The 23,154-nt window shown below is 58.6% G+C and carries 27 protein-coding genes; 18 read left to right on the forward strand and 9 right to left on the reverse strand.

Annotated elements, in window-relative coordinates; genetic code table 11:
• Positions 1-46: 46 nt before the first annotated feature.
• The 3 genes from ACFCV3_RS00880 to ACFCV3_RS00890 all read right to left on the reverse strand — a co-directional run bounded on the left by ACFCV3_RS00880 (position 47) and on the right by ACFCV3_RS00890 (position 1,530).
• The gene (locus ACFCV3_RS00880; protein WP_376024869.1) at positions 47-172 is read right to left on the reverse strand and encodes a hypothetical protein; all 126 of its coding nucleotides are present in this window, start codon (positions 170-172) and stop codon (positions 47-49) included.
• Positions 173-435: 263 nt separating this feature from the next.
• Entirely contained in the window at positions 436-870 is a 435-nt protein-coding gene (locus ACFCV3_RS00885; RefSeq protein WP_376024870.1) for a hypothetical protein, read from the reverse strand.
• Positions 871-1,104: 234 nt separating this feature from the next.
• Positions 1,105-1,530, reverse strand: coding sequence for a YybH family protein (locus ACFCV3_RS00890; RefSeq protein WP_376024872.1), 426 nt, complete (start codon positions 1,528-1,530; stop codon positions 1,105-1,107).
• Between the two features lie 324 nt (positions 1,531-1,854).
• Between ACFCV3_RS00890 and ACFCV3_RS00895 the strand changes: the two genes are divergently transcribed.
• The 7 genes from ACFCV3_RS00895 to ACFCV3_RS00925 all read left to right on the forward strand — a co-directional run bounded on the left by ACFCV3_RS00895 (position 1,855) and on the right by ACFCV3_RS00925 (position 6,805).
• Positions 1,855-2,319 (forward strand): helix-turn-helix domain-containing protein, encoded by a 465-nt coding sequence (locus tag ACFCV3_RS00895; protein WP_376026427.1) that lies wholly within the window; start codon positions 1,855-1,857, stop codon positions 2,317-2,319.
• Between the two features lie 460 nt (positions 2,320-2,779).
• Positions 2,780-3,970 carry a helix-turn-helix domain-containing protein gene (locus ACFCV3_RS00900; protein WP_376024874.1) on the forward strand — a complete coding sequence of 397 codons (1,191 nt, stop codon included), beginning with the start codon at positions 2,780-2,782 and terminating at the stop codon, positions 3,968-3,970.
• Positions 3,971-4,223: 253 nt separating this feature from the next.
• The gene (locus tag ACFCV3_RS00905; RefSeq protein WP_376024876.1) at positions 4,224-4,424 is read left to right on the forward strand and encodes a hypothetical protein; all 201 of its coding nucleotides are present in this window, start codon (positions 4,224-4,226) and stop codon (positions 4,422-4,424) included.
• On the forward strand, positions 4,402-4,842 hold the full coding sequence (locus tag ACFCV3_RS00910) for a hypothetical protein (RefSeq protein ID WP_376024878.1): 441 nt from the start codon (positions 4,402-4,404) through the stop codon (positions 4,840-4,842). Before ACFCV3_RS00905 ends, ACFCV3_RS00910 begins: the two co-directional genes overlap by 23 nt.
• Positions 4,843-5,207: 365 nt before the next feature.
• Positions 5,208-5,468: a hypothetical protein gene (locus tag ACFCV3_RS00915; RefSeq protein WP_376024880.1), complete on the forward strand. Its 261-nt coding sequence runs from the start codon at positions 5,208-5,210 to the stop codon at positions 5,466-5,468.
• A 21-nt stretch (positions 5,469-5,489) separates the two neighbouring features.
• Complete coding sequence (locus ACFCV3_RS00920) at positions 5,490-6,344, forward strand: DddA-like double-stranded DNA deaminase toxin (RefSeq protein ID WP_376024882.1); 855 nt, start codon at positions 5,490-5,492, stop codon at positions 6,342-6,344.
• An 11-nt stretch (positions 6,345-6,355) separates the two neighbouring features.
• On the forward strand, positions 6,356-6,805 hold the full coding sequence (locus ACFCV3_RS00925) for an Imm1 family immunity protein (RefSeq protein WP_376024884.1): 450 nt from the start codon (positions 6,356-6,358) through the stop codon (positions 6,803-6,805).
• Positions 6,806-6,834: 29 nt separating this feature from the next.
• Here the strand turns inward: ACFCV3_RS00925 and ACFCV3_RS00930 are convergent, their stop codons facing one another.
• On the reverse strand, positions 6,835-7,167 hold the full coding sequence (locus ACFCV3_RS00930; protein WP_376024886.1) for an Lsr2 family protein: 333 nt from the start codon (positions 7,165-7,167) through the stop codon (positions 6,835-6,837).
• A 78-nt stretch (positions 7,168-7,245) separates the two neighbouring features.
• Between ACFCV3_RS00930 and ACFCV3_RS00935 the strand changes: the two genes are divergently transcribed.
• Positions 7,246-7,563, forward strand: coding sequence for a hypothetical protein (locus tag ACFCV3_RS00935; protein ID WP_376024888.1), 318 nt, complete (start codon positions 7,246-7,248; stop codon positions 7,561-7,563).
• Between the two features lie 11 nt (positions 7,564-7,574).
• Here ACFCV3_RS00935 and ACFCV3_RS00940 read toward each other — a convergent pair whose 3' ends face one another.
• Positions 7,575-7,763 (reverse strand): hypothetical protein, encoded by a 189-nt coding sequence (locus tag ACFCV3_RS00940; protein WP_376024890.1) that lies wholly within the window; start codon positions 7,761-7,763, stop codon positions 7,575-7,577.
• A 161-nt stretch (positions 7,764-7,924) separates the two neighbouring features.
• On the reverse strand, positions 7,925-8,698 hold the full coding sequence (locus tag ACFCV3_RS00945) for a hypothetical protein (protein ID WP_376024892.1): 774 nt from the start codon (positions 8,696-8,698) through the stop codon (positions 7,925-7,927).
• Positions 8,699-9,110: 412 nt separating this feature from the next.
• Here ACFCV3_RS00945 and ACFCV3_RS00950 point away from each other — a divergent pair, with 412 nt between their 5' ends.
• The gene (locus ACFCV3_RS00950; RefSeq protein ID WP_376024894.1) at positions 9,111-11,186 is read left to right on the forward strand and encodes an SGNH/GDSL hydrolase family protein; all 2,076 of its coding nucleotides are present in this window, start codon (positions 9,111-9,113) and stop codon (positions 11,184-11,186) included.
• Positions 11,187-11,267: 81 nt separating this feature from the next.
• Here ACFCV3_RS00950 and ACFCV3_RS00955 read toward each other — a convergent pair whose 3' ends face one another.
• On the reverse strand, positions 11,268-11,867 hold the full coding sequence (locus tag ACFCV3_RS00955) for a hypothetical protein (RefSeq protein ID WP_376024896.1): 600 nt from the start codon (positions 11,865-11,867) through the stop codon (positions 11,268-11,270).
• Positions 11,868-12,419: 552 nt separating this feature from the next.
• The gene (locus tag ACFCV3_RS00960) at positions 12,420-13,037 is read right to left on the reverse strand and encodes a hypothetical protein (RefSeq protein WP_376024898.1); all 618 of its coding nucleotides are present in this window, start codon (positions 13,035-13,037) and stop codon (positions 12,420-12,422) included.
• Between the two features lie 398 nt (positions 13,038-13,435).
• Between ACFCV3_RS00960 and ACFCV3_RS00965 the strand changes: the two genes are divergently transcribed.
• From ACFCV3_RS00965 to ACFCV3_RS00975, 3 genes are all read left to right on the forward strand, one after another.
• Positions 13,436-13,936: an EndoU domain-containing protein gene (locus tag ACFCV3_RS00965; RefSeq protein WP_376024900.1), complete on the forward strand. Its 501-nt coding sequence runs from the start codon at positions 13,436-13,438 to the stop codon at positions 13,934-13,936.
• Between the two features lie 466 nt (positions 13,937-14,402).
• Complete coding sequence (locus ACFCV3_RS00970; protein ID WP_376024902.1) at positions 14,403-15,206, forward strand: hypothetical protein; 804 nt, start codon at positions 14,403-14,405, stop codon at positions 15,204-15,206.
• 4 nt (positions 15,207-15,210) lie between these two features.
• Complete coding sequence (locus ACFCV3_RS00975) at positions 15,211-16,275, forward strand: hypothetical protein (RefSeq protein ID WP_376024904.1); 1,065 nt, start codon at positions 15,211-15,213, stop codon at positions 16,273-16,275.
• 458 nt (positions 16,276-16,733) lie between these two features.
• Here the strand turns inward: ACFCV3_RS00975 and ACFCV3_RS00980 are convergent, their stop codons facing one another.
• Positions 16,734-16,889 carry a hypothetical protein gene (locus tag ACFCV3_RS00980; protein WP_376024906.1) on the reverse strand — a complete coding sequence of 52 codons (156 nt, stop codon included), beginning with the start codon at positions 16,887-16,889 and terminating at the stop codon, positions 16,734-16,736.
• Between the two features lie 458 nt (positions 16,890-17,347).
• On the opposite strand from ACFCV3_RS00980, the gene ACFCV3_RS00985 reads away from it, so the two are divergent.
• From ACFCV3_RS00985 to ACFCV3_RS01010, 6 genes are all read left to right on the forward strand, one after another.
• A complete protein-coding gene (locus ACFCV3_RS00985; protein ID WP_376024908.1) occupies positions 17,348-17,554 on the forward strand; it encodes a hypothetical protein in 207 nt (68 codons plus the stop codon).
• A 940-nt stretch (positions 17,555-18,494) separates the two neighbouring features.
• Positions 18,495-19,694: a type IV secretory system conjugative DNA transfer family protein gene (locus tag ACFCV3_RS00990; protein ID WP_376024910.1), complete on the forward strand. Its 1,200-nt coding sequence runs from the start codon at positions 18,495-18,497 to the stop codon at positions 19,692-19,694.
• Positions 19,691-20,647, forward strand: a complete 957-nt coding sequence (locus ACFCV3_RS00995) for a replication-relaxation family protein (protein WP_376024911.1) — start codon at positions 19,691-19,693, stop codon at positions 20,645-20,647. The genes ACFCV3_RS00990 and ACFCV3_RS00995 overlap by 4 nt, the downstream gene beginning before the upstream one ends.
• Positions 20,644-21,651: a DNA-methyltransferase gene (locus ACFCV3_RS01000; RefSeq protein WP_376024913.1), complete on the forward strand. Its 1,008-nt coding sequence runs from the start codon at positions 20,644-20,646 to the stop codon at positions 21,649-21,651. The genes ACFCV3_RS00995 and ACFCV3_RS01000 overlap by 4 nt, the downstream gene beginning before the upstream one ends.
• 44 nt (positions 21,652-21,695) lie before the next feature.
• The gene (locus tag ACFCV3_RS01005) at positions 21,696-22,514 is read left to right on the forward strand and encodes an antirestriction protein ArdA (RefSeq protein ID WP_376024915.1); all 819 of its coding nucleotides are present in this window, start codon (positions 21,696-21,698) and stop codon (positions 22,512-22,514) included.
• 120 nt (positions 22,515-22,634) lie between these two features.
• Entirely contained in the window at positions 22,635-23,033 is a 399-nt protein-coding gene (locus ACFCV3_RS01010) for a hypothetical protein (RefSeq protein ID WP_376024917.1), read from the forward strand.
• Positions 23,034-23,154: the final 121 nt, after the last annotated feature.

The raw sequence follows: 23,154 nt of genomic DNA on the forward strand, positions 1-23,154 counted from the left end.
ACAAGTGACACCTCCACCGACAAGCATGCCGCAGACAACTACGTCGTCAGCGGGTCCGCGCGCTGGCCGTGGTCTTGTCGTGAAGGTCGTAGACGCGGCCCAGGGCCTGATAGGTGGCCTCGCCCCCGTACTTGCGCAGCGGCGTTCGGCACGTCTTGATGTCGCCGTACATCTCGCCGCCCGCACCACCCTGATCAGCACAGGTGAGCTGAGTACGCCGGATCTCGGTGGTCCCGTTCGACCAGGCGACAAGGTGGGCGCAGGGTCTTGATCGAGTTCGCGGAGACGATCCGCGATCCCGAGTTCCCGTAACAGTTGTGGTGGTAGCCGCGTTCGCCGTACCGGCCGCCGCAGTCAGCGAACCTACGCAGCGAGCGCGCCGCCCGCGCCGTTCCCGGACGCGACCGCTTCCTCAGTAACCGTGTTGCACGGGGTTCATCGGGCCTGTGTTTGTCGCTGGTGACGTCTGAGCATGCGGATGAGGAACACCGGCATTGTCAGGCACAGCACCAGGAGAAGTGCACCGCCGACCAGCGACGATCCCCAACTGTGGTCTTTGGCGTAAGCAACGGATCCGCTGTCGTCGTCATGCAACCTCACATCGGCGATCTCAGCGGGCATCGGGTCAGTGCGGGAGACGTCGACCCCGTCGAGCAACTTGATACCAGTGCGGGTGATTCTGCCGTCGTGGCTCACGAAATCACCGATCCAGGTACAGCCGTACTTGCCGCAGACGCGGTCGGTCGGGGCGAACGTGCCGGCCGGACCATCCGCCAAAGCAGACCGGCCATCCAGGCCACCTTTGATCGCGAAGCCGCCGCCGAGAAGGCCGATGAGAACAACGAAGACGATCATGAACCAGATGAACACCCTCCCAACCCGTGTCAACGGCTTCGGTCGCCTCGATGCACTCATGGCGCACAGCGTGCCACGAGCCCACGGTCAGGACTCAACTCAGCCAACTTCATAGGGGCATCCGGTGCTGCCACGTCCCTGGTTGTTGCGTGTTGGCGCATCTTCAAGACTGTTGTTACGAGTGGTTCGCTCCCAAAATCGTCCCACGGCGGTCGACGGTCCGGTGGTCTGTGGGCGCGGCCCCTGCTGCTAACCAGCGCCGACAGTCTGGTCAATCGGAACGTAGTCGGCGTGGCGGTGGGCGATCTTCCACTCGCCATTCTCGCGGCGGAAGATGTGGGTAACGCGCAAGGTATACGGTTCAACCGGGACGCCCACTACCGAATTCGCCACGTGCTCGAAGCCGACGATGTAGGCCAAGTCTCCGCTGACGTCGGCGGCGACCACCTCGAAGCGATAGTCGGTCGCGTCGGACCATCGCGACGCCAGCCAGCGCAAGACCTCGCTGATCTCGCTCCATCCCTGTCTGACGGGCACTTTCGCCCCGAACACGGTGACCGGGTCGTGACTCGACGTCAACGCCAGTCGGGGACCGGCGTCGCCGTTGATCAGCGCCTGCTCTGCTTCCAACTGGCGGGCCAAGGTGGGCGTAAGGAAGTCATCGAGCTCAGTCATGGCCCGCCTCCACGGGTGCGTGTTCGATCACCGATTCCTCGAGTCTGGCAGGTACCTGGGGGCCGCGCGAGAGCATGGCGCGGGTCTCTGACCACGTCACGCCGGAGATGGAACAGCAGACCCTCGACGTCCTGGAGGCGCGCTTCCTGGCGTCTGTGCTGGAGCTGACATCTGATCAGCGTCACAAGCTCACTGAGCTGGGTTCCTGTTATCGAACCGATGCTCAAGAAGGGCGTTGAGGAGGCTCAGCAGCTAGCTGCCAAGGTGGTGGAGCCGAGCGGTTCTCCCACTGGCCCCTCTAACGAAAACAGGCCAGGGGCGAAAATGCCCTCTGGCCTGCTGCTTCTTGCGGTGGAGCTGGTGGGACGTTACTCGAAACAATCCGCCTATCTGTTACCAGTGACACGACTGACACGGCTACTGGCCGTGGAGAAGCGTCCTACTGAATGTAACGACTCTCCAGTCGTGCAGGCTCACAAGCTTGCGCATCGATTCACGCCGGAACAGTTAGGGGAGCTGGTAGCCGCTTACGAGGCTGGAGCCACCCCAGCCGAGTTGGGCCGACAGTACGGCATCAGTCATACGGGCATCCCCCGACTGCTGGAGCGATTGGGTGTCACACTCCGTAAGCGCGGGCTGTCCGACGACGAGCTGGTCGAAGCTACACGGCTGTACGAATCAGGACTGTCACTCGTTCGGATTGGGTCAAAACTATCCAAAGACCCCAGCACCGTAAGGAATTATCTACGTCGGGCCGGAGTGAAGATGCGGGACACGAGTGGCCGATAGCCCCTCTCACCAGCCGTCCGATCGAAACCATCCCGACCCAGAGCCGAACCACGCATCTAGCACCGCATCGTCGGTCAGAACGTCGTCGGCCGGACGTTCGATGATCCGTAGCAGCACGACGAGGCGTTGCGCAGTCTGATTTGTAAGCATCGAGTTTCCCCCTCGCTCACCTATCGGTGAGGGGGACTCTGCGTTTCATCCCCTCGCCTCACACATCCCTAGTGATTGCAAACTGTAACCAAGTTCAGCTTTGCCGCACCGTGAAGCGGAGATCACGCGACAGACAGTAGCCGTTCGCCTGCAAACACTGAAGAGCGCGGCTGAACCGATCGCCGGCCTACTGGGTGGCCGCGATCCGTCGTAAGCACACCGTCATCACTCCGGTCAACTCCGTCACCGCCGATCGCATACGCTGGCAGTACGCCCAAGAGGGACGACGACCAGCAGGCGGGGTGTAGAGATGGAAGCAGGGCCTATCGGTACCCGTATCCGCGAACTTCGCGGGAAGGTACTCACACAGAAGCAGTTGGCAGACAGCGCCGGAGTCAGCGTCGATCTCATCCGCAAGTTGGAGCAAGGTTCGCGCCAAACCACCACCATCGCCAGCCTGCAAAAACTTGCCCGTGCGCTTGATGTGGAGGTCGGAGAACTCGTGAGTCATCCAGCGTCGCTTCCCTCCGTTGATCCAGAGGCCGGAGTCGTCGCAATCCGACGAGCGCTCACCCCCATTGACGACCTGATCGGCGAAGACATCTTCGACGCCGAAGCACTGACGTTGCAGGAAGCATCGCGCACGGTGGACTACGCCTGGGGTGCGTACTGGAATGGTCGCTATGAACTCCTCGGCAGCGTCTTGCCGACAGCGTTGTCTCAGCTCCGAGCAACAGCCCACGCAGTGTCAGCCGAAGATCGAGCGCGAGCCCACGAACTGCTTGCACGTATCTACTGGGTGACGGGATGCAGTTTGGTGCACCTCGGTCACGCTGATCCGGCGTACCTGGCGATCCGACAGGCACTCCAAGCAGCCAACGAGGGTAACGATCCCCTACTTGATGCCACATTGCGCGGCTCGGTTGGTTGGCAGCTTCTCGTCCAGGGCCGCTACAAGGAATCCGAAGCCGTGGTGATGCGAGCCGCAGCCTCGATCGAACCTCGCGGCGACGCCTTGCCACAGGAGCTCTCTACCTATGGATCGCTTGTCCTGCAAGGAGCCACAGCCGCCGGCCGCGATCACCGTTCGGCCCAAGCCCAAGACTTCGTAGCGACAGCCGCAGAGATTGCTGATCGGGTGGGGAGCGATCGACGCGACTACGAAACGTACTTCGGTCCGAGTCAAGTCGTCATGCAGACCGTTGACGTCAACGTCGTCACCGAAAACTACACGCAGGCCATTTCAGCCGCTAAGCGGATGCCCGCTGAACCGAACCTCCCGCTTGCCTCTCGTGCCCGTCACTTGGCAGACCGCGCGTTGGCACATGCCAACCTCGGTCAGAGCCAGAAGGCACTCGACATCTTGCTCACGGCAGAGCGAATCGGACCGGACTGGATCAAGCACCAATCCCTGCCCCGTCAGATTGTTTCGTCCCTTCTCGACAACGACCGTCAGGCGCCACTCCGCAGTCTCGCCCGACGATTGGGTGTCCACGACTAGAAATTTTCAGCGAGTAGGACAATCTGTCCGACTCCGCTCCGTCACAGGCCAAATACGCTCCATGTATGACGCCAACCACCCAGGTCCGAAACGCGGGACTCCGCGCCAGTGAGGCGCTGAGTGAATCTGAGTTAGTCGCGCTGACCGCCAGATGTCCGGCTGAACACCGCTGGGCGTTTGGCGGTTGGCTGCGTGGCACTCACCAGCTCGACGGTGACCTGATCGAGCATCCAAAGCCAGTTGGGGATATGCGATGACCACGCTCGCAGAACGTCCCCTCCCCACCGAACGTTGCGTCAAGGTCTGGTTCGGTGAACACGTCGTCGCGGAGTACACCGCCGAGCCAGAGACCGCGTTGAGGTATCAGGCCGCAATGACACGACGCTTTGCCAGCCTGCGCGTAACCATCGAGCCGGTCACATCGGTGGTGGATGAAGATGCAGCCGACTCGTGAAGGGGCAGCGCCGCCGCGGATGGTGGGCACGAGTCTGGGAACGGATCGTCGCCAAGTTCCGCCAATGGATGGAAGAAGAGCGGTGAATGATGGCATCGATTACACACGTCCGCTCCTCATCGGGTACATCCTCAAACATCTCCTCATGACCGACGGCGAGTTGGCAGGCATCGAGGACAAGTTGGAGGAGTTCGCCAAAGTCGAGGGCTACACGATGGGAACCATCTTCAAAGAAGATTCCTCGACGGCACCCGCAGCGTTCAGGGCCATGATCGACCACGTCATTCACTACGAAGTGACCACCGTCATCATCCCGAGTCGCTTGCATCTCGGTGCCCTCGATGTGAACCACGACGTCCAGAAGACCTTTGAGCGAGCAACCGGCGCTCGGGTCATTGTCGCAAGCAACATCCCATGATCTGGCGGAACCGGTGGGGAGTCGTCGTCCTCACATCTCCTCTCACGTGCAGTGGATCGCTGCACACCCATCGGTTCCGTCACTAGAGGTCTGTGGCCGAGTCTTCCCCTCCCCTGTGGAGGGCTCGGCCGCAGATCGCACAAACCGGCTGGCGCGGAACAACCGAGTGAGGCTGCCTGCGCCAGCCGCTCCAACCTCCCAATAAGGTGTTGACGCGCCTGGGAGTGGCCGCACTGTTCTTGTGGACCGGAGCCACAGCTCCGATGAGAGACAGCGAAGGCCTGATTCCCCGTCGTCCCTTGTCGCCTGCCAAGGGACGACGGGGACACCTTGTTCACTGACCGCTCCCAGTAAGTGAGGAAATTATGTCGCAAGTCGAGCAGATGAAGATGCAGCTCCATGGGTTGGCCGATCAGTCTCGTCAGGGAGCCGCCAGTTTGGCGGGGTTCAAGCAACGTTTCGAGCAGTCCAGCGAACAAGTACAAGCCCTCATCCGTGGATCGGCTACCGGCGCGGATCGCGACATCTCGACCGTGCTCGAGGCGGCCGGAAAGTCGGTTGAACAGGCGGTCCAGGCCTTGCAAATCGCCGAAGCTGGTTGCCGCAGCTACGCCGACCAGATTTAGCCTGGCCAAGGCGGCGAACGCGTGCCCTCGGAACTGCAACGAGTCGCACAACAACTGCTGGCGACCCTCGACGAGATTCCTCGGGTGGTGGCCTACCTCCACGAGCGGGCTGGCAAGTACCGAGAGTCGGCCGGATGGATCGGCAGCATGAGCAGCAACCAGAATGCCCAGCGAGCAGCGATGCAACTGGACGAGGCTGCCAGACGGTGCGAAGAAGCTGCCCACTACCTCTTACAGGCGCACGCCCGCGGACGATCCTGGGTTGAACAGATGGTTAGCGGAGTACGTACAGCGGAACCGGCCGGAGGCTCGACGGTTCCAAGGCCACTTGGACCAGGTGGAAGCCCACCAGCCGCGGAACGCCGGCAGAACGAGGACGAGGAGAAGCCGGAAACAGACAAACCGCGGGACGATGGCTCGGCCGGCGATGACGACAGTCCCAAGGACACCTCTCCGACGCCGAGGATCAGCGACGATGAAGGCCACCGGTTACAGCGCAAGCTCCCAGTTCGCGACGAAACTGGACCGACTCGGCAGAAGACACGCGGTACTTGGGTGGATAACAAGGGCCGTGAGCAACCACTGACGAGTGGTCAGACCGACTTCTACGAGCGCGTCGATCAGTTCTTGCGGGAACGTGGCGTCGGTGATGAACGCGGCGACTTGATGGTTTCGTCGCACGTTGAGTTGAAGTTCGCCATGTTCATGCGGCTGAACAAGCTGAAGCACGAGACGATCATGGTCAACAAGCTCCCCTGCGACGGTCAATGGGGGTGCGAAGAACTACTCGGCGATGTCCTCCCAGACGGCGCAACGCTTACGATCTTCGGCCCAGGTGGCTTCAAACAGACGTATCCTCTGCCCAAAGACGAGTGATTGGACCATCCATGACAGACCCCATCGTCCAGGCCTACTACGTGCGTGGCCACGGGAAAGACCCCGTTACACTGACGACCGCCGCAGACGCCGACGCCCTGATCGACGCCATGCTGGCAGAGACCTTCTCCAACTCGGTGGGGACTCTCTACGCCGATACGCGGCCCAAGTCGGCAGCCGGACGAGCGGATCACGAACTCCGAATTGCGCTGCATAGTGAGACGAAAGTCGGTGGGATTCGCTATGCCGGCGGTGACGTCAAGGGCAGCTGGTACGTGTCGGGACAGATGAGTGAGCGCGAAGAAGTTTTCTACTACTACCAGGGTCATGACGAAGGTTGGCCACGAGACTCAGAGGTCAGCATCGACCAGGTACGCCAGGCGGTTCGGGAGTTCATCGAGGGCAACGGGGCACGACCCACCGGCTTCGAGTGGACGAAGTGGCCAGATGACGTGCAATGAGCCTGACGACACTACGGCTCTGATCGTGGTCAGTTCGCGGCTTCAAACGCCTCACGGACGTTGGCGGGGATGCGGCCGCGGTCGCTGACCTCGTACCCATTGGCTCGTGCCCACTCCCTCAGGGTGGTGGCGTCTGGGCCAATTTGTGTATGCCGAACCCTTGCGCCTCGGGACGTCTTCACACGCCGGCCAGCGCCGACGTACGGCGAAAGAACCTTTCGAAGCGCTCCGGCGTTCTTGTTCGTGAGGTCAATCTCGTAGGTGTGGCCGTCGAGGCCGAAGGTCAGCGTCTCACCCTTACCAGTGGCGATGTCGGTACCGTCGAGATCATCGGTGAGCTGTACTTCTACACGTTGCGCCATAGGGTGAATCTAGCATGCGATGCGTACTCAGGGGACACGCGCTTTCAATCCATACTAATTGACGTATAATTAATCTATATGGATCAATCTAACAAAGTTCCTCGGACCGCAGAAGATGACGACTGGGAAGTCGTTGTTTCAGCTGATAACGGGATTGATCTTCTTCAATACATATTCAGGGTAGAAAATTTCACGGCCGCTGCCTCAGCGGGTAGTGAGATTGCCGTGCTTATTTCGCAGCACGAGGAAGCAGAAGAAGTCAAATACACTCAGGTGACGCTTCAAGCGTGGCAAGTTGAAATCCGTGTCTCAGCCCCAACGGGGTGTTGGTATTCACCGTCGCAGCAAGCTTTTACGAAAGACATCCGCAACCGCTTCAACCAACACCGCCGCTAGAGACTAGTTACCTACCAAAGGATTCCAGCGGCATCCTTGGCATACGTGAAGAACTCTTCTTTGGACTCGAAGGTTCGATCACGATCCTTCAAGAAACCGTGGCCGTCCGTGATCTCCGCCTCCGTCATCTTTCCGGCGAAATCGACCCAGCCGTTCGCCATGTACTTACTTTTCGGTTCGAGCCACGTTTCGCGGTCCATAAGCCCACTGCCCCTAAGTTCAGGTGGCGCTCGTTCAGCACCAAAGCCAACCACTGTCTGTCGGATAGCCTCCAACTAGGAATCATCGACGTCAACAGTGGTAGGGAGGCAGTTGACTCTCTCTACGCCGTTGGTTATCCACAACCAAGGCTCGTCTACAGTTACTCGATCACGGAGTTGAGGGCTTCATTCACGGTATGCTCTTGATTGTCCACATCAAGAATGCCAAGGGTAAAAGCGACCACAGCTTGCCCAAAGAGGCTCACATCCGTTCGGCAAGCCTCCATCTGTGGCGCCTGAACACGGGAGCGCATCAGGAAACCGTCCAACATGGACTGCAATGTGAGTCCGTATCGTTCGATGTTCCATCCAGGGCGCATGCGAACTCCGAAACTCTCGAACAGCGCGGCGTACCCCTCATGCCACGGAGCGAGTGCCCGCCTCATGTCCTCCACAATCGCTTCTTTCAAATCTGGATGTTGGTCGAGCAGCGGACCTATGTGGAGTAGAAGGAACGATCTCGGGTACGAGAGCAGACTGCTCAGCATGGAATCGCTGAAGAGGGCGATCGCAGCTGCTACGTCAGTTGCATCCGCAACCGCGGCCATCTCGACACGCTGGAGCGCGGGATCAGCGTTCGGCGCATCACGGAACAACATCGTGTGGATGATCGCATCCTTCACAAACGCTTCCTTCGACTTCCACCGGTTGTGAAAGGCCTTGTGACTCGCGCCCTGATCACGCCCATCCTGAGCGAGAGTGATCACATCCTCCAGGCGGAGCCACTGGAGTGCCGCCGGAAAGTCGATGGAGCGTAGTCGTCGCGGCCTGTCCTCCTCTGAGACGACGAACATGGCATCGATCAGCTGGGCTGCCGCATCGAGGAAGTAGCCGGCGCTCTCGTCGTCGGTCGTTGCTGTCGGTCGTGGTGACACCGCGCCTCCCAGATCGCTCGCTCAGATGCCATCGTGCGGCCAACGCTACGTGGATCGTGGCCGCTCGTCTCCCTCTGAGGCGTAGGGGTACTCAACTCATTCCTTTCAGTCGTTGACCGTAAATTGAGCGTCGCGGACGCTAGGCCTGTACGTGTGGCCATAAGAAACTTCAAAAGGTGGGGACGGAATGGCGAACGTGTCTCGAAAACGGTATGTAGCAGTCTTAGTTGCTACTTCTGGGTTATTGGCTTCAGGTCTTGTGATGGTAACTCCAGGTTCGGCGTCAGCCGCGGAATCGATGCCGGAGCTCTTGTGGCCGGCCCTCACCTCAGATTCACGGAGGACGGACCAGATAGCGTCCAGCCCTCAGGGCGAGTTAACTGTCGGCTGCAATTACGAGCCTGGTGATCCGATGACGCAAGATCTCACCACCTACAGTGCGACAGGGAGCGTTACGCGTCAACTGGACCGGACCGCGCCTGTCAGTGGTGAGACACATAACTGCATCGCTGTTCCAGCGATAGACAAGAACGGCGACCTGTACGGCCGTCCCGCGTGGTCAAAGACGCTGCTGGCCTATAGCCACGACGGCACCCTGAAGTGGAAGTACTACATGGGGACCGGTGGATCTGATCCGGTTGTTGGCGCAGACGGCAACATCTACTTCACCGTCGGCTCAAGTATCGTCGGGCTGGCTCCGAATCTCGCACCGAATCGGACACAGCCCACGAAGGTACTCCAGGCGTATTCAGGCATCCAGTACGACGGGCTCTATCCGCTTCGTGCGTACACCGGCGGCATCATTATTAGTGGCCCGCAACCTTCGTCATGGCAAAGGCGAACAGCCATTGTCAGCTACAGCGGTCAGATTCTGCTTAACGTTCCGCTGAACAGTTTCTCGGTCGGCAATGTGAACGCTCAAGGGACTATGTTTGAGGGCGGGTCGATCGCGGGCGAAGATGGCGAACCAGATTTATCTCAGGTGTCGTCGGTCAATCCGATCACGCAGGCGACTGCGTGGACGACTACCGTGTCTACTCCTGGAGCGCCAACCGACTGGGGAGGTATGAGCAATGGAGTCTTCCCTGCTCCGAACGGCGGAGTGGTCGTGGACGTCAGGGAGCAACTAATGGAGGGCGGTACCGCGGCGGTTCCCGAGGAGTTCGTAGACAATTTCGTATACGTCAATGGGAGCGGTCAGAAGATCAGAACGATCACGTTTCACGACCATGATTCCTCGGGCAACACCTATACCAGCAGTTATGTGGTTGTCGATACGGCTGGGAATCTCGTCGTCGTACGCAACCTGATGGAACAGATTGATTCCACAACGAGCGTGCCGTCTGTCGAAATCCAGGCTATCAACCTGACGAGCGGCAACGTGATCTACTCGCAAACGATGCGGGGCAACCATGACGACACACAAGGTCCGGTCTATGGATATAAGGCACTCAACAATGATATGTCCGGCATGGTTGGTCCTGGTGCGGTCTACTTGAATGTCGGCGTCTGCACCGATGATTGCTACTACAGTGCAGACATGAAGCTCCGAGCAGTCAAGGTGTCGGGGCTGGGTATGGATTATCTCCATGGAACGATCCTTGCAGCTAATGTGCCGTCGCAACCTCGGGTGAACTACGTTGCACTTGGAGACTCGTTCTCCTCTGGAGAAGCGTTGGAGCCGTTCATCGCCGGCACTGACGATCCTGGAATAGATGAACCTGGTAGTGACGAATGCCACCGAAGCGAACAGGCGTATCCGTTCCTGCTCTCACAGAGAGAAGATATCGATCTCGACTTCCAGCCTAACGGATTTGCTGCATGCTCTGGAGCGGAGACAAAGAATATAACCACTGCTGAAAGCTTCAATACAGAACCGACCCAGTGGACACGGCTCAGCGGTCAGACCAACTTTGTCACAGTCACGATCGGCGGTAACGATATAGGGTTCGGGCCGTTCAGTTACGCATGCATCGTTGGGACGTGTGCTATCGGCAGCGATGCGTACGCCGTTGCGTTGAACAAGCTGAACAATACGTTACCGACAGCCTTGGTGGAGACGTACAACAAAATTCTTGATAAGGCGCCGATTGCAGACGTCTACGTCCTCGGATATCCGTATGTCACGCCGGAGAAAGAATCGGGCGACCCTCCGATTCCAGCCTGCTACCTTCTGTGGGACAGCGGCTTCTACCCCAACTGGTCTGATGCTCAAGCGGCACGTGACATCACTACAAGGCTGAACGACAAGATTCGTGATGCAGTGCTGGAGGTGCAGTCCAGTGATCCTGCTCTCGGCAGCCGACTACATTTTGTCGATGTGAATGCGGCAGGGTCTCCGTTTGAGGGGCACGAGCTGTGCTCTACCGAAGTGCCCTATTTCCAGAATGTGAACGTCGCAGCTATTAACCAGAAGTACGTCTTTCATCCCAACGCGATGGGCCAGGCGAAGTACGCTGAACTTGCGGCAGATGCAATGGCCCGCTGAAGTCGGAGCTTAACCCAAGACTGAGCCTCACCTTCGCGCCTGTCGCAAAATGGCGTGAAGGTGAGGCTCTTCGGCTCTTAGTTACTGTGGTTTACTCGGTGGTGCAGGACAAGGCAACTTCAGAATAGATGCATGGCATGACCAATACATCACGCTGATATCCACTCTGAGTATCGACTCGCTTGAGGCCGGTGTGGATAATGCCCCATTCTTGATGAGTGCATCAATCACTTCATCATGTCGCGATGGGTTGTTGCCTTCATATATATGCTGCGACACCACGAGCGGAATACTACCGCGCTCATAAAGCGCCAACCCATCTTCCGCGGGCGTAGTGAGAATCTGGTCGAAGTCGGCAGGAGTTTGCCCAGTCTTGAGACTCCTCTTCCATCCGTTGGCAATCAGTGCCTGGTCCAGTGGTCGAAGGTCAACACTTGGCGTGCCTTGGGATCGATAAAATCTTCTACCGGATATGGCACAGTGGGTCCAAAGGTCGAGCCCCACAGAATTACCGCTGTCGCAGCCCTGATCTACGACATCGGAGTACTCTACATTGCCGGCGGGATCTGACTTAGAAACTATTGATTCGAGCTCTGCATGTATGTCGTCTCGATCTACCGCATGCAACGTGTCGTTGCGGAGTGCCCAGGCGACCAGCAATCCAGCCAGAATAATCAGCACGACGATGATAGTGATACGTCTTCTTTTGTTGCTAGTACTTACCATTGCTTTTCAGTTTATGACTGTGTGCACGGAAACGCAAGCGTGATAGAACGCAGCTCGAACGGAAATTAGACGATCGTTGACCGACGAGCTGACTTGAGCAAAACCTCTCTGCGCAGCACGCATCAGTCTTATTAAGTCGGTGTGTCAATCATTTTCGGATACCCCGCAGACTTTGCGTCGTTCTCGGAACAGAAGAATTTGTCATTGAAGGGCTCCACTCTGTAAGCATTCATGTCTGGAGTCATGTAAGCACTGCTCATAAACTGGGTAGCGATGATTGGCTGATGCCCGCAAGTAGCATAGTAGACTGGATACTTTAAGTACGGTCCAGTAAACGGATTGATGTACGCAATTATTAAGACGAAGGCTACGACGACGACGGTGTAGACAGTCGTGATCCATCTATGCCGTTGTTCGTCCCCTTTTTCTTTATTGCTATGTGAGTTGCGCACTGCCATACATTCATATTAAATCATAACCGTCTTTAATCCTACCTGCACCGCAAACTCACCACTCCCAGCGGAACCCGACGACAGCCTGTTCGAGGTATGGCACGAACTGATGCAGTTCTGAGGTGGCAGAAAGATCAACTGATACCTCGTAGCTCGGCTGGCCGCCGGCGTAACCGTCCCAATGGCACCACCAGCTCCTACGAGGTGGCTGTCCGTCGAAGATTACTCGCATATCGACGTTCTCAAGACGTTTCCTCGCCGCCCTCAGTACCTGATTCCGCGGTTGGGTTTCTCTCTGATGGATCGTGGAGTATTGGAGTGATGAGTGCTGCCCCAGCATCAGAGGTGGATCGAGTTCGATCTCGACTCCGACGAACCCAGGGTCACTGTCATGCAGGCCGACGAAGCGGCCACCGGAGTCAACGATGACTTCCTCTACCGTGTCACGCGGGCTGTAGCCGTACGAGGTAACGCGATCTTCAAGGGCGGCGATGATGTGACTAGTTTCGATCCGGTACAGCGAGTGTTTCGGCTCGATGAAATAACGTGAGAACAGGGCTATCGTTCGGTGGTTCTGTGGCTTGACAAGCGGAACGGCTGGATGTGTAAGGGTGAACGCAACTCCCTCACCTCCAAGATCGGTTGCACTCTTGCCCGCCAGCAATCCCCACACTCGGCGCGAATCCTCAACGTCAAAGTTAAATGCTTCCGTGATCCACGTCAGCGTCTCATGCGCAAGTTGCTCACCAAGCAGTGCTTGGCGGATTCTGTCCCGTAGCCGGCGTGGGAGACCTCGATCAGTATCAGATTTCAAGCCCGAGTCCCACAAGTGGAGCGCAACTACTTGGGAGATTGCCGCGTAGCTGACATCACCGGATCGCATCCTCTTTGCGTGGATTGCCCACCGCTGCCTGTACTCAGGGCGACTCGCTAGAAGCGTATGCAGGTATTGTGCTGCCGCGGTAACGTTTTCTGACGGTATCGGGCTCGGCATCAAGTTTCCCTCTGCGGCTGGCGGAACACTGCGGATGGGCGGTACCTTTCACTAAGTCGAGTGTAGAGGAACAGGCCATGTCCACCGACTCAGACCCATACGACGCCAAACGCCGTTACAGCCACGAAGCGTCCAACCGTCCACCGATGAGCGGGCGGTACGGCGGTCCAGATGAGCAGGATATAGAGGGCGAAGCTCTCGAAGTGACGCCCGAGATTAGGGAACGCGGGAGTTACCTTTCCCCATACCGTATGGATCACATTGCCGAGCTCCATTCTGACCGCGCTGCTGCACGCGAACTTGGCAAGACGCTATTTCCGGCCGATTGGTCAGATGATAAAATGTTTGAAGCGGCTCAGTCTGTTGCGAGTGATCCATCATCGCGATGGACACGCGGAGACGATGATTTCAGCGGAGAGCCCGACACTCTATTCAATCCATGGCACAAGATGTCGGATGTGGAGTTCGCAATCCCTGCCCGCTTCAGAGTCGATGGAACTTTCGACGGCGTGAAACTCCGTGTCATCGTTGAACCATACGGCGAAGGAATCATCTCGGCCTACACGCTCACCTATTAATTCTAAACGGAACTGCACTACCTGGAACGCTTACCCTCTGAACCCACCGAACCGAACCCGTATCGCTCGTACGTCGCCGAACTGAAAAATTGGATGTGGCGCTTAGAGCCGCTTGTCGCCTCTGGCCACCTGGAGTCCGCTTACGAGTGGCTCGAAGTCGGAGAGATCACGGAAGCTGTCAGGGCATTCACCGGTGGTATCGCGGATACAGGTTGGAGCGACGAGGACATCGATCGCTACGCCGATGAACTCACAACCATCTGCGAGAAACTGTCTACTGTGGCACCCGCCGTGTACTCCGGTGAAGCTGTCCGCATGCTGCGCGAGCACGCCCGCCGCCCCCGTTAGTTCATCGCCATAAGCCCGCCATAGCGTCCCTACGTTCAAGCCGTCAGCTCATCTGAGCCGACGGCTTCTCTCGTCTCAGACGAACGAAGCCTCCCCGCAAACGGAGGAACTGAGCACCGTGAACGTACGCACACTACGACTTGCAGCAGCTTCGGCAACGGCTGTCATCACTGCCACAGTTGCCCTCACTGCATGTGGTCCGAAGGCCGGCGACACCGGTCAATTCGCTCAAGACAAGCAACTTCTCACTACCTGCCCCAAGGACAAGAAGGTTGGCGCCAAGGTAGACGTCGACGTCAGTGGGAGTGGTCGCAGCGCCCAGCTTGGGGCGGACCGAACCAACGTTGTCGAAACCGTCGCACGCCGAACTGCTGTCTGTGGTGGTCATCTCCGCGTGTCCGCGTTCTCGGTCACCACTGCCGCAACCGTCATCCTGTACGACCACGAAATTTCTTTGTCGGGAGCTACGGACAATGCTCGTCTTCGTCACGTCCAGACGGCCGTTGACGATGTGTTGCAGAAGGTCAAGGATGCCTATCCGGCGTCACTGAAAGCTTTGTCTCCCAACGGATCGGACATCCTCGGCCAATACCGGTTGGCCGCTGAATACCTCGGTCAGCTCAAGAGTGGCTACCGCCTCGAGCTGGTGATTGTCAGCGACGGTTACCAGGCCGGACAGAACATCAGTCTGGGCGGCAAGGTGCTGTCGCAAGCAGAGGCGAACGCCATCGCTGCTCGGATCACTGTGCCGTCCCTGCCTGGCTCGTCGGTGACGGTGGCTGGAATCGGCAAGGTCGCCACCGGCAAACCGGCCGATTCAGCGATCGTGGACGGCGTCGTCCGGTTCTGGAACGCCGTGTGTCATCGCTCCAAGGCCGAACAGTGCAGCTCTGTCACCGACTACACCACGACCGGTCGGTGATCAGATGCCGACCAGCCACGAACAGAACCTCCAGGCCGCCACTGACGAGGCGGACAGCATCGTCCTTCCACGGATCGATGAAGCAGCCGCAACGGCTCGACCATCCACAGTAGGAACGACCTACGTCGAAACCGAGTACGACGAGCTGGGAAGCGAACAGCAGTCGCTCTACGCGGCCGCCGGCGAATCGGCCGCACGTCCTTATCAGGCACAGGCTGATGGACTGACCACCCACGCCGAACAACTTGCATGGTTGCTGAAGTCGAGTCGAAAGCGGCTGATCGTCGCACGGAAGCAACTCAATCACGCGACTACCACCCTCACCTGCTACACCCGTCGCGATCGCTTCGCCAAACACCGCTACCTGCTGGGGTGGGTGATCCTCGGTCTCGGTGACACAGCCGGAATCTTGGGTGCAGCGATAATGCTGGGAGAAGTTCCCATGATCGCTCTCGGACAAGCCTTGGCCACCGGTTTTGCTGCGGTGACCTCTGGGCAAGCCGGTGCCGATCTGAAGGACGTTCGGATGTCACGGCAGCGACAACGCGACCCCGACAAGCTCACCAAGGCCGAACAGCGTTACCGGTATCTGTTTTGCGGGATCGATGCTGGCATGTCGATTGTCCGTCTCGTCAGCTGGCTCAGCGTGACAATCGTCCTCGTCGTCAGCGTCGGCATCTTCAGCCTGCGATGGACCGTTGAGGGCATGGTTTCAGGGTTGGCATTCGGAGCCCTGGCAGCGGCAACTGCCCTCGGCTCGTTCTTGTCCACCTACAGCTACACCGACGACGTTGCCGATCTCCTCGCGACGTACCAGAAGCGATACGACAACGCCGTCAAGCAACACACCCGACTGAGTGCAGAGCGCTCCTTCCGACAGCGTGCAACTGCCCTCGGTCAGGCGGAATCAGTACGACGCGAGCACGACCACCGCGGTACGGCCGCCAGCCGGCATATCGGGGCTCTGTGTCAGCGAGTACTTCGCCGCAACCCTGGCGTGATGGGACACGGCCCCGCTAGCGAGGAACCAACCATCATCGGCCGCCGACTGCGCGGTGATGCCGCATGATCGCCCTCCCTGCACTACTTCCTACCCGACTGCTGAACGCCGAACTGCGTTGGAGCTCGGGGAGCGTTCGACGGTCGCAACCGGAGACTAGCTTCCGGTTGGGCAACCCTGGCCGGCCCGCCAAGGTGCCGACGCTCACGATAATTATTTCGGATGATTCCGGTTCGGTCATCGGTCCTGCTGGAGTCGATCCCGTTTCCAACCGATACGCCGAAGCACGACATGCATTCGAGGTTGTTGCGCGTCGAGGTAGCAAACACGAACTCGGCACGGTTATCCATTTCGATAGCCCAACCAGCTGCGACGTACCTGCAACACCTCTCAACAGATCGGGGCTTCGTCGTTTGAGTCGGGGACTTCGGACGCCACACGATGCGGCTGGGAGCAGTTACCTGGGGCCATCCCTCGACCGTGCAACGGGCCTCGCCAACAAGTACGCGGATCACCAACGCACGCTGCTAATCCTGAGTGACTTCCAACTGTTCGATGACGACATGGGCCAGGTGCTCCGAAATCTGGCTCTCTTCCCTGGTGACGTTCACGCCGTTGTACTCGGCGGTACGCAGATTGACGGTCTCCTCGATGAGCGGATCACCGTCACCCCTGTGATTCACACCGATCCACCTGGAGCAGTTGCTCGTGCCTTGTTCTCCAGCCTGACGACCCATCGCAGCGGAAGCCAGTCCGCGACTCCTGGGAGGTGGTCTCGTGGCTGAGCACAACGGTCCCACTGGCAACCCAATGCAGTGGCTCTGGCGAACTTGCTTGCTCCTCCTGGCCTGCGTCGTGGTTCTCAACGTCGCCGTGACGTTTCTCCGGCCGATTCTGCCTTGGATCATCGGCGGCCTGGTCGCCGCCTGCCTGCTATGGGTCGTCATCACGATCATCCGGTGGTACCGCTCTCGCTGGTAAAAATTCCTACATTTTTTGCGTGAAGTAAACAGCAAATATAACTGAGGAAAAGACCGTCGCACCGCTGTTGTGTAATGCGCAAAACCTATTGCCTGTTGCGTTTGTGCAACATATAACTAGTTGCAGGATGTTGCACAAACGCAACAGGAAAGGAGGGTATATGAATAACAAGAAACAGCCCGCACGAAGCGGGAAATCACGGAAGCGCGAGTACCGAATTTCAGTTCATTCCGAACGACGCACCAAACCAGACATGCGAAAACTTGCTCGCGCTGTCATAGAGTTTGCCGCTGCACAGGAAGAGGCTGACGCGAAAGCCCAGCAAGCATCCCGCACCAAATCCAAAGGAGACGCCGATGTTTCCTAGCCCTTTGGATGAACTGGTGTGGTTACAGTTGCACTTTCAGCGCCCAGTGTCACCAGAGCGAGTATTGGAGTTACTACAGCTCTGGAGTGGCGATCCGCGGAATCCTCGCCTTGTCCTGGAGATTCGATCCGGTCGCACGACACAGATGTTGATTGGTGTTCCTCGTCGGGCGGAAAGCAGTGTCAAAGCAACCATTGCATCCGTCGTCATAGGTACTCGGTTCACGACTGACGACGTACACCGTCCATCTGTAAGGCATTCTGTATCAGTTCGACTGAGTAATCACTCTCGTCCCTTGCGGACAGATGACCCAGAAGCGTCAACCCGAGCAATCCTCGCGGCAATGGCGCGTGGGTTTGACACTGAGGAATTGGTACTCCAACTAATTCTTGGTCCGCAAAAGGCTGCTCGCATTGTGCCTACTCACGCGACCCCTGGCACTACAGGACTCCTGACGGGGCCGGCCGGACGATCGGACGGAGAAGCTCGAAGCGCACTTCGGACTAAACAGAAACTGTCAGGTTTTGCTTGCTCCATCCGCATCGGAGTAAGCGCCGAAACGACGCAGCGACGTCGATCACTCATCGCAGGGGTGCTTACCGCCCTTCGTAGCAGTGATGCCCCTGGAGTTCGTTTCCGTCTCGTCGGTGAACGCCCACGACGATTGAACAAAGCACTCAGTCCTTGGTGGTGGCCGTTGGCTCTCAACGTAGCGGAACTGACAGGATTGATTGGGTGGCCACTCGGTGAATCCGATTACCCCCGTGTATCTGGATTGCATCCACGACTACTGCCACCTTCGGACTTGCTTCCCGTGCACCCAGATCGAGTAATTGCCTCGCCAAAGGCACCAGGACATACACAACCAATCGGGTACGGTGTGCAGGGATCGTTGCGGCATACATGGGTTCTCGGACCAAACGGTACCGGAAAGTCCACGTTGCTCGCCAACCTGGCAATCCAAGATGTTGCTGCGGGACGTGGCCTGGTGGTCATCGAGCCAAAAGGCGACTTGGTGACAGATATTCTAGAGCGCATTCCGAACCACCGCATAAAAGATGTAGTCGTGCTCGACCCGACCGATGCCGCTCCTGTTGGACTCAATCCACTGAGTGGCAGCGGGCGTGAAGAAACTCGGGTAGAAGGATTACTCAGCGTCTTTCGTTCGCTCTATGCAGATTCATGGGGTCCGCGGACACAGGATGTTGTCCACTCGGCACTATTGACGTTGGCTCGCCGTGGTGATGCATCTGTGGCAATGGTCCCGTTACTCCTCACCAACACTGGCTTTCGCCGTTCAGTAGTTCGTCGGGTAGCCGCTGCTGATCCCATCGCTCTTGGTCCGTTTTGGGCTTGGTATGAAGCACTGTCAGACGGTGAACGCGCAACCGCCATCGCGCCGATCATGAACAAAATGCGACCGTTCCTGCTCAATCCAGGACTTCGGGCTGTGGTTGGACAGCGGAAACCGCGGATCACGATGAGCCAAATTCTGGCCGAGAGGAAGATTTTGCTTGTACCACTTAGAAAGCAGATCATCGGTTCCGAAGCAGCGCGCCTCACCGGCTCTCTGGCAGTTGCCGAACTATGGCAAGCCATTCAAGGCCGGCTGGCCCTTCCTGCCGAGGAGCGTCACCCAGTGATGGTGATGGTGGACGAGGTACAGGACTACTTGCACCTGCCGACCGACCTCGCCCACGCATTGGCGCAAGCTCGTGGCCTCGGTGCAGGGTTCACTCTTGCTCACCAGTACACCTCGCAGCTCAGTACGGGGATGCGAGCTGGGTTTCTCGGTAACGTCCGATCCCGCGTCGTCTTCCAGTTGGCTCACGACGATGCAACGTTGCTTGCCAAGGGGCACCCAGAGATCACCGCTGACGACTTCACCGCCCTACCGGCCTACAGCGTGTACGCCAGTCTCGCTACCGACAACGGAGAAGTCACTCCATACGCAGCGGGAGCGACCAATCCCCTGCCGCCGGCATTTTCCGACGCCGACCGTATCCGCAGCACAAGTCAAAACAGCTACGGACAGTCACTCGATGCCGTCGAAGCAGACCTCGCCAGTCTCCTCGACGATCCGGCGAAAGTCACGAGCGAAGCGACAGCAACGAGTGGACGGAAACGGAGGACGACATGACCAATCCTCAGGAAGGAGACAACCGTCGCATCGCTAGTCGAATCGCGTTGAGCAAGAATCAGCCTTCACGCTGGTCAGAGGGCCAGGACTCCCCTTTAAGAACCGGTAATAGTTCTCCCATCTCCGATGCTCAACTCCCCGACTCGTCCGCCCCCTCCCCTCGTACCAGCCGACGCACTCTCCGGCGCATCCAGCGCGACGCAAATTCTCGTGATTTGGAAATTTTGCGCTCGGTCGGAGAGTACCGATTCCTCACTACCAGTCACCTCGAAGCCCTGCATTTCACCGACCACGCATCGAAGCTCGCGGCTACTCGGAGCGCGAACCGAGTCCTGAAGCGACTTAGCGAACAGGGGTTGGTGACACCACTTGACCGGAGGGTCGGCGGAGTTCGTGCAGGCTCGGCTGGTTACACCTGGCGGCTAACTGCAAGTGGCAACCGACTGCTTCACGCCGCCGATCCAGACGCCCGCACCCACCGGTTCCGAGAACCGTCCGAACGACTCCTGAAGCACACCATTGCTGTGGCCGATACCCATATCCGGCTTCTCAAGGCCACCACCACGGGGGTTGAGCTCGTTCGCGTACAGGTCGAACCCTGGAGCTGGCGCCCCTTCCTTGGCCTGAGTGGCGAACGTCGGCTTCTTCGTCCTGATCTGGCAGCCGTGACCGCTCAGGGTGAGTACGAAGATCACTGGTTCCTCGAAGTCGATCTTGGTACAGAGCATCCGCCCACGATCGTCCGCAAGTGCCAGCTGTACGAGGACTACCGCCGGAGCGGTGTTGAACAGGAAACTCACGGGCTGTTTCCCCGCGTGCTGTGGATCATGTCCAGCCAAGTACGAGTCGAGAAGATCACGGCGGCACTCGAAAGCAGCCACATCGACATGTCGCTGTTCAGGGTCATCACCGCAGATCAGCTTGTAGATACCGTGATCGGAGGTGCCGCATGAGCAAGCCTCTCCGAAACACCATTCTCGTCGGTGATGCTTTGGACCAACTCCGCCACCTTCCGCCTGAGTCGGTAGACATGGTCCTGACTTCTCCTCCGTACTACCAGTTAAGAAACTACGGCGTAGGCGGTCAACTCGGGCAAGAGGCCAACATCCACGAGTGGGTCAGCAATCTCACCGAGGTTGCCGCCGAAGTCCGCCGAGTCCTCACCCCGACCGGAACTTTCTGGCTCAACGTGGCCGATCGGTACTCCATCCACGACAAAGAGGGTTCACCAAGGAAAAGTTTGCTTCTTGGGCCGGCGCGACTGGCAGCAGCGCTCGCGGCTGACGGATGGTTGGTCAGAAATCAGATCATCTGGAGCAAGACGAACCCGATGCCGTCGAGTGTGCCGGACCGGCTGACGACCACGTACGAAGTCGTGTTCCTGCTGACGAAACAACGAAGATACTTTTTCGACTTGGACGCGATCAGGGTTCCCCACACCAGCAAGCCCACCACCCCGCAAGCTTCGGCGAAGGATTCAATTCCTCAGGAGTGGCGAGCCCGCTCGACGGACAACATCCGTGGGTTGGTCTCCATGAAGCAACGCGGCATCGTCGGGCATCCCCTTGGAAAAAATATTGGCGATGTGTGGCAACTGCCGACCAGCACGTACCGAGGAGCACACTTCGCGACCTTCCCAGAGCGTCTAGCTGAACGGGCAATCCTTGCCGGCAGTCCTGAAGCTCGCTGCTCCAACTGCTTTAAACCACACCAACGAGTGACACGACGTCTTGGAGCTACAGCGATCCGCGGAACGTTGCTGGCGACATGTACTTGTGAAGCACCAAGCGAACCGGCCATCGTCCTCGATCCGTTCATGGGCGCCGGAACAACAGCTGTTGCGGCCGAGAAGCATGGCCGTGACTGGCTGGGTGTCGAACTGAACCCCGAGTTCGCTGACCTCGCCACCGACCGCATCCAAACTGCCCGCGGTACACCGGAGGACAAAGCCGCATGACGGCCACTCCCCCCGAACCAACCACTAACACGAAAGGAGGTGACATGAGTGAACACCAACCCCCACCACAACCAAACCCCGAAGCCGTCAACACATACGGCACCGACGACCCCGAAAAGCAAGCCGAGATCGAGGCTGCCCGCACCGCAGCCGGTGAAGAACGACGGGCCAACCGAGAGAAGCTGGAACGCTACGTCGGCTACGGGCTCAGCGCGGACGATGCCGAAGGTCTCATCGAGCACGAACAGATGCTCAAAGATCGTCGAGATGCTCTCGTGGCCGGCGATCCCGAACAGGGCGAAGCCGACAGGCGATCGCGGCCACACATCTACATCCGATCCGTCACCGACCACACCGAAGGTCACGAGATTGGCGACTGGATTGACGCCAGCCAAGACCTCGAGGACATCCACCGAGATGTCCGTTCGATTCTGTCCCGTTCGCTACACGCTCACTGGACGGACCAACCGGTCGAGGATTGGGAGATCGTTAACGCAGAGGGCTTCGGCGGTATTCGCATCGGACCCAACGAATCTCTCGATGTGGTGTGCGTCCTCGGTAAGGGCATCACGGAACATGGGTTGGCCTTCGCGGCCTGGGCTGAGATTCATCCTCAGCGCGACACGCACACGCTGGAGCGGTTCACGGATGCCTACATCGGAGACTTCCCCGACCTAGAGGCCTATGCCCAACACGTCGTCGGAGAACGCGGAGGCGACGAAGAACTCGCCAAACTCCCCGAGTGGCTGCAACGGATCATGCGCTTCGACTGGCAAGTGATGCTCCAGCGCATGCAGCAAGACGGCGAAGTCCACATCGTCGAGCATCCAGGCGGCGTCTGGGTGTTCAACGGCCAAGGGTGAAGCCCTCGCCACGCACCTTGACAACTCAAACGGAAACCGACGACTCGTCGGTGCCGTGCAGCCGTCCTGTCATCCCATACAGGGGTGGCCGGCTGCACCAACACCGAGGAGGTACTCGCGATGAGCGAGGACGAAAACCCCACGAGGCCTGGCAGCTACAAGACGATTGGCGTCCGGTTGCAGACGCCGATCCACGCCCAGCTGAGCACGATTGCGGGGATCGACGATCTCTCGCTGCAAGTGCTCCTTGTTCGCGGCGCAAAGCTGCTGATCGAGGCCAAGCAAGCGGCACCCGACTTCAAGGATCGGGTGACCGCCGAGCTCAAGAAGATTGAGCTCGAAGCAGCCGAACGACGTGGAGCGATCGAATCGCTGTTTGGGTCGAACAGCCAGACAGACGACGTCGCATCCACCGAAGCGGCCGACGCTTCCGCCATAACGGAGGAAGCAGACGACAAGCCGGTTGCCGCAACGGCAGCCAAGAAGACGACCGCCAGGTCGTCCGCGCCGAAGAGCTAACGCCCCTCGGTCCACCCGTCCCACTCCCCTTGAGGTTGAGCGGGACACTCACGCGGGTGGGAGGCGAGAGCGCTCGATGCGCCCGCCTCCCACCCATTAATCCAAAATAACAACAGGCAAT

This window comes from Kribbella sp. NPDC056345 (assembly GCF_042262745.1).
GTDB lineage: Bacteria > Actinomycetota > Actinomycetes > Propionibacteriales > Kribbellaceae > Kribbella.